This window comes from Caviibacter abscessus (genome assembly GCF_001517835.1).
Classification (GTDB): Bacteria; Fusobacteriota; Fusobacteriia; order Fusobacteriales; family Leptotrichiaceae; genus Caviibacter; species Caviibacter abscessus.
The window spans coordinates 1-10,094 of record NZ_LOQG01000010.1 but is presented as its reverse complement, the minus strand read 5'-3'; the positions used below and the strand labels follow the sequence as shown (position 1 = coordinate 10,094).

The following is a 10,094-nucleotide window of genomic DNA, read 5'->3' as shown; positions in this document are numbered from 1 at the left end:
GCTCGGAGAGGAGTATAAGAGACAGGATTAACACCATTTGTAAGTGTAGAGAAGATATCAGATAATTTAACAATAAGAACGGGATTTTCATCAAAAAGTGGTGATGCAATAGTTAAGACAAAAAGTGTAATTAGTGATGATCTTAAAATTAAAGAAGAGGATATAAAAGCGCTACAAAGAACAAATTCAAATACAGAGATAACATGGGCATATGATAAAAGCTATAATGCAGGTATTTTAGATTGGCTTAGAAAACATAACGGTGATACAGGAGTATATTTTGTAAGACTTAATAACTATTTTAACAGTAAAGAAACAAATGAAATATCTAAATTATTTGATAAAAAGTATAGAATGTATTTTAATTTAGACTATGATAATGAAGTTGGATTTAATGTAAGAACAAATGTTGATTTAGAGTATGACAATGTTAGATATATTTCTGAACGTAATGAAAAAAATACTGAAACAATAATAAAAAAAGTTTATGCAATAAAATCTACAGAGCAAAATCAAGAATACATTAAGTTAAAAGAAAAATTTAATAAGGAAAACGAAGTATTATTTTATGATACTCAACCTAACGATCAAAAAAAGAAAAAAATACAGGAAATGATCCAGGCTAGAGGTGGAAAGCTAGATAAATTTAGTGAAGATCCAGTTATATCAGCTGTTGAAGAAGGTAAAAAGCCTGTAGATAAAGTAACAATAAGGGTAGTAAATGAAAATCTACAATATAGAAGTTTAAATGTTAATAGTGATATTCACTTAGGATACAATTTTAAAGTTATAGATAAATTCTTTATGGGAGTTGGAATAAATCATAAATTAGATCTTAAGTATGTAATGATTGATAATATATTACTAGATGATTTGAAATTGTTTGGAAGTAATATGTTAAAAGCAAAAAATGTGTTATCACCAGAATTATCAGCAAAATACAACATAATAAAGGGAATATCATGGACATCAAGTATAAATGTACCGGTAAGTTTTGAAAATAATAAATATAAAAGAACAGACGTAAATATTAAGACAGGATTTGAATTTAAATGGTAAGAGTCGGACAGGCTCTTACTTTTTATAAAAAAAACGGAGAATTTTCTCCGTTTAATTATTTAACTCCATATTTTTCCATTAGTTTATCTAATTCTTTTTTTTCTTCATTTTCCTTTATTCTTCTTATTGATAATATGATTGAGTTTTTGCTTTCATTTTCATCAATTATTACAGCTTTTACTTTATCAGAAATAGAATAATCTTTATCTATTTCTCTAGTTGGAATAAGTCCTTTGAATCTTGGAGTAAGTTCAACTAATAAACCACTATCAATTTTATCAGTAATTGTAACTTCTACTATATTTCCTATTTTATAAGTTTCTATTGCTTCTTTCCAAGGAGATTTAATAAGAGCTTTTATAGAACCTGCAATTTTTTTGTTATCAGCATCAATATTTGTTATTACAAATTTTATATTTTCTCCTTCATTAAATTCAGTTAATTCATTTTTAGTCCATGAATAGTCTATTCTACGAATAAATGCTTCCAATTTATTAGGTAATTCTACAAACATTCCGTAATCTTGTGCAAATATTACTTTAGCTTCAACTATATCACCTATATTTAAATTATCTGTAATAGTATCCCAAGTTTTATCAAGTAATGCTTTTGCACTAAGTGATATTCTTTGTTTTTCATCATTAATGTTAAGTATTTCAAATTCAATTGTATCTCCAATTTTAAAAGTTTTATCTAATTTGAAATATTTTCTGTAAGATATGTCAGATATATGCATAAATCCTTCATCTTCAGTATTATCAATAGAAATAACTAAACCAAAATCCAGTATTTCTTTTATTGTTCCTGTTCTCAGTTCTCCAAGCTGATATTTTTCCCTTGTAGCAAACCAAGGATTATCAGTTAATTGCTTTATACTTAATTTTATTTTAGCTTTTTCTTTATTAATTTCTATTATTTTAGCTTCAATTTCTTGACCTACTTTTAGTATGTCACTTATATCTTTTATTTGGTTCCAAGTAAGCTCAGATATATGTATAAGACCTGTTGTAGGACCTAATTTTACTATTACACCAAAATCTAATATTTCGCTTATTGTACATTTTACAACATCATTTAGATTTATAGTTTCTAAGAAATCACTTATTTCTTTTTTTGTTAAGTCTGTTCTAGATATTGTAATACCTTTTTTAGTTTTTTCTTTTATTAAGAAATCAAATGTTTTCCCTATTATTTCTTTGTCTTTAGCACCAGAAAGAGATAATGGTAAAAAAGCATTTAAACTTTTTATTTTAACATTATATCCACCTTTTATTTGTTTTTGAACTGTACCGGTAACAATATCTCCAACATTGTATCCGTCAAATTCTTTTATTCTATCAAGGGCTAATTTTGAAACAATAATGTAGTCATCTTCTGTTTTTATAACTTGTACAGCAATAGTATCTCCTACATTCAAATCTTCTATTTCAAATGATCTGATTCTTCCTTCTAGTTTATTATTTATATCTAAGTAAGAGTATTCCATTTCTTTTCTTGTAATAGTACCTTCAATTGCTGTTCCAGATTTAAATTCACATGGAAGATAATCTGCTAAAAGTTTTTCAAAATCAACATTATTAGTCATATATTCATTCTCCTTGTTTAAGTTTCATAAAATTTTTGCACCTCTACTAATTGTTTTAGTTCATTTAAAATCGCATTTTCTGATGATTCTTCATCTGAATTGGCTATAACTGTAAATGTATCTCCGAAATCAAGTGCAAGAAAAATTAATTCCATAATATTTTTTCCATTTACTTCTTTTGTATCGGTTTTTACTGTTATAGTACCGGGAAAATTTTCAGCTATTTCAACAAATTTTGTAGATGGTCTTACGTGAAGACCTTGTTTGTTCTTGATTGTTAAATTCATAGTTTTCATAATCATTCACCTTGAAATACATTATATACTATTGTATATAAAATTGCAAAGAAAATCATTATCTTACAATGTTATCAAAATTAAGTATATCAAATATATCCCCAAAACCGATAAAGTCGACAGGCAAGATAAAATGTTCAAATAACGGTATTTTTTTTGCGGGGTCTGTTATATGATGATTAAAAACATCATACACAAATAAGGTGCAATATGTATAATCATGTTTTCCAGTTTTAAACGTAAGCATATATTGATTATTTAAATAATTTTTATAAATATAATCAAACATTTTATTTGACATTTCTTCTGTCATATACTTATATCTAAATACTGCGAATTTTCTTTGTGGATCTACTAAAGCTTCAGGAATAGTTTCTCTATATCCAATATATAGATCAGGAAAATCAATAAATTTTTTTTCTTTATTTACCATTAAAGCATGCCCAGTTTTAACTATTCCGGGACTAGGTGTAAGAATTATTACATCTCCAGGATTTAAGTATTCGGTGAGTTCTGGTAAATATTTTAAATCATACCAATATTTTGTGTCATTAAATTTTAATGCAAACGATATTAAACCTAAATTTAAAATGATAAGTAATAAAAATTTTTTCATCTTCTGTACTCCTTTTCTGTATTTTAGATTATTTTTTTAAAAATTTATCAGCTAATGCTAATGAAATCTTTTTTTGACCTGCAATAAAATCAATAATCAAGCTTTTCTCATCTATTTGTTTTATAACACCTCCACCAAACAAAGTATGAACTACTTTTTGACCTATACTGTATTTAGTGCTATTTTTAAACTTAAATGGATTGAAATTTTCAAAAGTAGTTGTTGTTTTGACTTTTTCATCTACACTTTCTCTAATTTTAATTTCATTTGTACTGTTTAAAAAATTTAAATATGAATTATCCATTTCCCTTAAAAATATAGAAGGGATAACGTTGTATTGTGTTATACCGTTTAGCATACGACTTTTTGTATACGTTATGTATATATCATTTTTTGCACGTGTAATTGCTACATAACAAAGTCTTCTTTCTTCTTCAAGTTCAGTAATATTATCTAAGGTACTATTTGAAGGGAATATACCTGTTTCAAAACCTGATATGAAAACAGTGTCAAATTCAAGACCTTTTGAACTATGAATAGTCATAAGTTTTACATAATTTTCATCATTTATATTATCTGAAGAATTAGATAAAGAAATAGATGTTAAATATTCTTCTAAAGTTAAATCAGGAATGTCGTGTTCAATTTCAATAATAGCATTTACTAATTCTTCAATATTTTTTATTCTTTCATCGCTTGATTCATTTTGTTTTAAGTAATCAAAATATGAAATTTTGTCTATTATAAATTGTAATAGTTCACTTACTGAATTTTCTTTTGAAAAATTTACACATTCTAACATTGTATTGTAAAAATCTTTAATTTTACTGTTATTTTCGTATAACATAGCAGACATTAAATCAGTATTATGTTCTACTGAAATACTTTTTATTTTTTGTATAGTTTTTTCTCCAATTTTTCTTTTTGGATTTGTTATACATCTTTCAAAATTAACTTCGTCCATAGGATTTATAATAAAAGTTAAATAAGAAAGTAAGTCTTTAATTTCTTTTCTTTGATAAAAAGATAGACCTCCAAATATTTTACAAGGGATACTATATCTTGTTAATTCTTGTTCTAATATTCTTGATTGAAAATTAGTTCTATATAAAATAGTAAAATCTTTAAATTTTTTGCTAGAGTTTCTAATTATACCGGCTATAAAATTAGCTTCATCATATGGATTTTCAGCACTGAAAACTTTTATTTTATTTCCTGCATTATTATTAGACCATAATTTTTTACCTTTTGAACTTGTGTTATTTTTTATAACTGAATTTGCAAGATTAAGTATATTTTGTGTTGATCTATAATTTTGTTCAAGTTTAATTACTAAAGCATCTTTATAATCTTTTTCAAAATTTAAAATATTTGAAATATCAGCTCCTCTAAATGAATATATACTTTGATCTTCATCTCCAACAACACATATATTTCTATATTTATTGGCAATTAATTTGACTATATTATATTGAATATTATTAGTATCTTGATATTCATCTACTAATATGTATTTATATTGTTCTTGAACTTTATTTAATATTTCAGGTATAGATAGTATTTTTTTCCCATTTATTAAAATATCTGAAAAATCCATACAATTATTTTTTAATAAAGTTTCTTGGTACGTTTTATATATATCATAAAAAATTCTATTTGATTTTATTGATAAATCAAGTTCATTTTCCAATTTGTCATATAATATTTCAGATTCTTTTAGTTTAGAAATCTTACTTAAATATTTTACTGGAGTGATTCCTTCATCTATATTAAATTCTTTCATTATTCTTTTTATCACTGATTTGCTATCATCAGTATCATAAATGTTAAATGAATTAGAAAAACCAATAGCATTTGCATATTTTCTAAGAAGTTTTACAGCAAAAGAGTGAAATGTTGAAATAGTCATATTAAAAGAATTTTCTCCGACTAATTCCATTACCCTTTGTTTCATTTCATTTGCAGCTTTATTAGTAAAAGTAAGTGCTAAAATGTTATCTGGATTTATTCCTAAAGTTTTAATCATATATGCTATTTTATATGTTACAGTTCTAGTTTTTCCACTTCCAGCTCCTGCTAAAATTAATGACGGACCTTCAATCTTTTGTGCCGCTTTTCTTTGTTCTGGATTAAGATTTTCCAATATGTTCATTTTATGTGTACTCCTAATTATATTTTAAATCATTATACCATACAAATAAATTATAAAATACATCTTTTTTAATTTTTTTTGGTATGGTATAATTAAACAAATAATAAATTGAGGTATAAATATGAAAATTAATTTTTTTGGGAGAAAAATTGAGATAAGTATAAAAAATGTAAATGTGAATTTAAAATTAGCTAAAGATAATTCAACTATGGATAAATATAGCTATAGAACAATGTTTTTACTACTTACGTTCTTATTTTTTGTTATCTTAAGTTTAATTCATAGAAACTCCACAGAATATATTGTAGGTAACAAAGTAGAACAAGATATAATAGCGTATAAAACTGTAGTTTATGAAAAAGATATTTTAAACATAGATATACAAGAAAAAATAGAAAAAAATACCAGTCCTGAATTTGATAGAAAAATAGAAGTAGGTACTGAAAAAGTAAAGAAATTTTCTGAATTATTACAAGAATTATCAAAGCTTGATTTAAAAAATGAAAATTCTATAACTAAATTTATTGAAAAAAATAAATTAAATATCAGTGAATCAGATATAAAAAAAATCGGTATAAATGGTGATCTTAATTATTATATTTACCTAACTGAAATTTTAACTGGTTTATATGAAGAAGGAATAGTAAGAAAAACGGATTTTAATAAAATATTATCAAAAAAACAAATTGTGTTGGAATCTTACGAAAAAAACTTACTTAGAAATTATATTGAACCTAACTTAATAATAAATGAAGAAAAAACTAGAGAAAAAATTAAAGAGAATATAAACGCATTAAAAAATAACAAAATAAAAATTAGTAAGGGAGATATTATCGCTAAAAAAGGTGATATAATAACTCAATCAACGTATGATCAATTAGAACAATTAGGACTTGTAAATAATCATAATAAGATATTAAGAATATCTTTCACATTCTTATTTTTATCAGTTCTTTCTATACTATATTATATAGGCGGTGAAACTTATCTAAAAAAAGGAATAAATTCTAAAGGATTTTATCCAACGTTTATTACGTTTATAATAATTAATGTATTATATTGGATACTAGATTTTGATGAGTTAATGTTATTTATCATTCCATTTGCGAGCTTGCCTATAGTTGCAAGTATATTAACAAAAGAAAAAATGTTTTCATTATCTATATCAATATTGGCATCGCTTACTATTGTTCCAAATTTGGAGTGGTTTATTATACTTATTGTGATATCAATAATTGCAATAATTACAAATGAAAAGCTTACAAATAGATTGGAACTTGTAAAAAATGGATTTAAAATAGGAGTAATGCAGGCAATTTTTTCAGTTTTATATGGAGTAATATATAATTATGGGATTAGTTATATAACAATTTTTGTTGTATTTTCACTAATTTCAGGATTTTTTACAGGAATGATTTGTCTTGGAATATTACCATATTTTGAAAATACTTTTTCTATTTTAACAGATATTAAGTTATTGGAGTTGGGAGATTATTCATCAAGTTTATTAAAACAATTACTTTTAACTGCTCCTGGAACATTTCATCATAGTATAATGGTAGGGGCATTAGCTGAGCAAGCAGCAGAAGTAATAGGTGCTAACCCAATACTTGCAAGAGTTGGAGCATATTATCACGATATAGGTAAAATGAAAAGGCCACTTTACTTTGTTGAAAATCAAGGTGGTTTGGAAAACTTACATAATGAATTAAAACCATCTCTTAGTGCTTTAATTTTGACTTCGCACCCAAAAGATGGATATATACTTGGTAAGCAACATGGTTTACCGGAAGAAATACTAAATATTATCGTTGAACACCATGGAACAACTATGGTTCAATACTTTTATTATAAAGCGGTTGAAATAGGAGAAAACGTTAGTGAAGTTGATTTTAGATATGTTGGGCCTAAACCTAGTACAAAAGAGTCTGCAATAGTAATGCTTGCAGATACTGTTGAAGCAGCGGTTAGAGCATCTAAAGATAAAAGTAGAGAAGGTATTGAAAATACCATAAGATATTTGGTCAAATATAAAATAGATGATAATCAATTGTCTAATTGTGATATTAATTTGGCAGACATAGAAAAAATTATAGAGGCATTTTTAGTAGTTCTTAAAGCAATTTATCATGAAAGAATACAATATCCCAAAATTAATTCTAAAAAATAATTAAAAATAAAAAAGGAAAAATAATGGTAGAAATAGATATAACTTATGACATAAATGAAGTTGAAGAATATTTTGAAGAAGAAAAAATAAAAGAATACATTGAGTATATTTTAAAAAATGAAAAAGAAAATTTTAATGAAAAAGATTTTTATGTTTCATTTATGGTTACGAATAATAAAGTAATACATGAAATTAATAAAGAATACAGAGGTATGGATAAACCGACAGATGTAATATCTTTTGCATATAATGAAACAGAAAATATAGGACCGGTTGAAATTATTGGAGATATAATAATCTCAATTGATAAAGTAAAAGAACAAGCTAAAGAATTTGGTCATTCAGATAAAAGAGAATTTTATTATTTATTAACACATGGAATGTTACATATATTAGGGCATGATCATATTGAAGATGATGAAAAAGCGGTAATGAGAGAAAAAGAAGAAAGATATTTGAGTGCGTATGAGTACAAAAGATAGAAAAAATCGTGATAAAAAAATTATAAATAGTTTTAATAATTCTATTAATGGAATTATACAAACTATAAAAAGTGAAAGTCATATGAAAGTTCATATAGTTATTGCAATAATTGTAATAATACTTTCCCTTATATTTGACATAAATAGATATGAACTTTTAATGTTAATGATAACTGTTTCAATTGTTCTTATTTGTGAGATTATTAATACAGCAATAGAACGGACAGTTGATTTAGTAACAAAAGAATATAATGAAAATGCAAAATTTGCAAAAGATGCAGCAGCAGGAGCAGTTATGGTAAGTGCTGTGTTGTCTCTATTTGTTGGATATATAGTATTTTTTGATAAAATTACAAAAGTTATAGCAACAGGACATCAATTCATAAAGCTAACAGGCAGAATATCAAATATAACAGTTTTAATATTAGCACTACTTTCTATATTGGTAGTAACACTAAAAGCTGTAATAAAAAAAGGAACCTCTTTAGAAGGAGGTATGCCAAGTGGTCATGCAACAATATCATTTTCAATTGTTACAATCATTACATATATAACTGGAGATACAAAAATAGTTCTTTTATCTTTGTTACTGGCTTTACTTGTATGTCAAAGTAGAGTAAAAACAGGTATTCATACTTTTAATGAAGTTGTTGTCGGAGCATTTTTAGGCTTTGGAGTAACTTATGTAATATTAAAAGTATTATTTATAATAGGTAATATATACATATAATAAAATATGATAAATTCATGGGAGGAATAAAGTAAAAATGGAAGAAGTTTTAGTATACGGGCATAAAAATCCGGATTCTGATGCAATATGTACGTCAATTGCATATGCAAATTTAAGAAATATGTTAGTTAAAAATCAAATATCAGTTCCTGTAAGAATTGGTGAATTAAATGAAGAAACAAAATATGCACTTGAATATTTTGGAGTAACTTCACCAGAGTATGTTTCAAACGTTTCAGGAAGAAAAATAATTTTAATAGATCATAATGAAAGAACACAAACTGCTGACGGATTTGAAGAAGCAAAAGTATTAGAATTAATAGACCATCATAGAATAGCAAATTTTAAAACAGACGAACCACTAAAAGCTAGAGTTGAACCTTATGGTTGTACATCAACAATAGTTTGTGAAATGTATCAAGAAAAAAATATAACGCCAAGTAAAGAAATGGCTGGAATGATGTTAAGTGCAATTGTATCAGATACGCTACTTTTTAAATCACCAACTTGTACTCAAAATGACGTAGAAGCTTGTAAATATCTAGCACCTATTGCAGGAGTAGAATTAAGAGAATATGGAATGGAATTACTTAAAGCAGGTACAAATCTTAGTCAAAAAACTGAAAAAGAAATTTTAAATATGGATATGAAGATATTTGAATTAGATAAAGGAAGATTTGGAATAGCACAAGTTAATACAGTAAATGAAAATGATATGGTAACTAAAAAAGAAAAATTTTTATTAGAAATTGAAAATATGATAAAAGAATTAAATCTTGAAGGATTTATGTTTGTTATAACTAATATATTAACTAATGATTCAAAAGGGATTATAAGTGGAAACAGAATAGATATATTAGAAAATGCATTTGGCAAATCTTTAGATAACGAAATAGAGCTTAAAGGGATTGTATCAAGAAAAAAACAGATTGTACCGCCTTTAACAAAAGCAGCAAGTAATTAGAAAAAATAAAAATATTTTAGAAAAATAAAAAAAGTCCTTG

9 protein-coding genes are annotated in these 10,094 nt (G+C 25.2%); 5 read left to right on the top strand and 4 right to left on the bottom strand.

From position 1 onward, the window contains the following. Positions 1 to 354: 354 nt before the first annotated feature. Positions 355 to 1,059: a hypothetical protein gene (locus AWT63_RS02060; RefSeq protein ID WP_068268022.1), complete on the top strand. Its 705-nt coding sequence runs from the start codon at positions 355 to 357 to the stop codon at positions 1,057 to 1,059. A gap of 55 nt (positions 1,060 to 1,114) precedes the next feature. Here AWT63_RS02060 and AWT63_RS02055 read toward each other — a convergent pair whose 3' ends face one another. The 4 genes from AWT63_RS02055 to AWT63_RS02040 are packed head-to-tail and all read right to left on the bottom strand — an operon-like array spanning position 1,115 to position 5,708. Then, entirely contained in the window at positions 1,115 to 2,644 is a 1,530-nt protein-coding gene (locus tag AWT63_RS02055) for a S1 RNA-binding domain-containing protein (RefSeq protein ID WP_068268020.1), read from the bottom strand. A 17-nt stretch (positions 2,645 to 2,661) separates the two neighbouring features. Beyond that, positions 2,662 to 2,940 carry an HPr family phosphocarrier protein gene (locus tag AWT63_RS02050; RefSeq protein WP_068268016.1) on the bottom strand — a complete coding sequence of 93 codons (279 nt, stop codon included), beginning with the start codon at positions 2,938 to 2,940 and terminating at the stop codon, positions 2,662 to 2,664. A gap of 58 nt (positions 2,941 to 2,998) precedes the next feature. Next, positions 2,999 to 3,556: a hypothetical protein gene (locus tag AWT63_RS02045; protein ID WP_068268014.1), complete on the bottom strand. Its 558-nt coding sequence runs from the start codon at positions 3,554 to 3,556 to the stop codon at positions 2,999 to 3,001. Positions 3,557 to 3,584: 28 nt separating this feature from the next. Further along, a complete protein-coding gene (locus AWT63_RS02040) occupies positions 3,585 to 5,708 on the bottom strand; it encodes an ATP-dependent helicase (RefSeq protein WP_068268012.1) in 2,124 nt (707 codons plus the stop codon). A gap of 121 nt (positions 5,709 to 5,829) precedes the next feature. Between AWT63_RS02040 and AWT63_RS02035 the strand changes: the two genes are divergently transcribed. The 4 genes from AWT63_RS02035 to AWT63_RS02020 are packed head-to-tail and all read left to right on the top strand — an operon-like array spanning position 5,830 to position 10,054. Continuing rightward, on the top strand, positions 5,830 to 7,878 hold the full coding sequence (locus AWT63_RS02035) for an HD family phosphohydrolase (protein ID WP_068268011.1): 2,049 nt from the start codon (positions 5,830 to 5,832) through the stop codon (positions 7,876 to 7,878). A gap of 23 nt (positions 7,879 to 7,901) precedes the next feature. Next, positions 7,902 to 8,360, top strand: coding sequence for an rRNA maturation RNase YbeY (ybeY, locus tag AWT63_RS02030; RefSeq protein ID WP_068268009.1), 459 nt, complete (start codon positions 7,902 to 7,904; stop codon positions 8,358 to 8,360). Further along, complete coding sequence (locus AWT63_RS02025; protein WP_068268008.1) at positions 8,344 to 9,090, top strand: diacylglycerol kinase; 747 nt, start codon at positions 8,344 to 8,346, stop codon at positions 9,088 to 9,090. Before ybeY ends, AWT63_RS02025 begins: the two co-directional genes overlap by 17 nt. A 37-nt stretch (positions 9,091 to 9,127) precedes the next feature. Beyond that, positions 9,128 to 10,054 carry a manganese-dependent inorganic pyrophosphatase gene (locus tag AWT63_RS02020; RefSeq protein ID WP_068268006.1) on the top strand — a complete coding sequence of 309 codons (927 nt, stop codon included), beginning with the start codon at positions 9,128 to 9,130 and terminating at the stop codon, positions 10,052 to 10,054. The last annotated feature ends 40 nt before the right edge of the window (positions 10,055 to 10,094 follow it).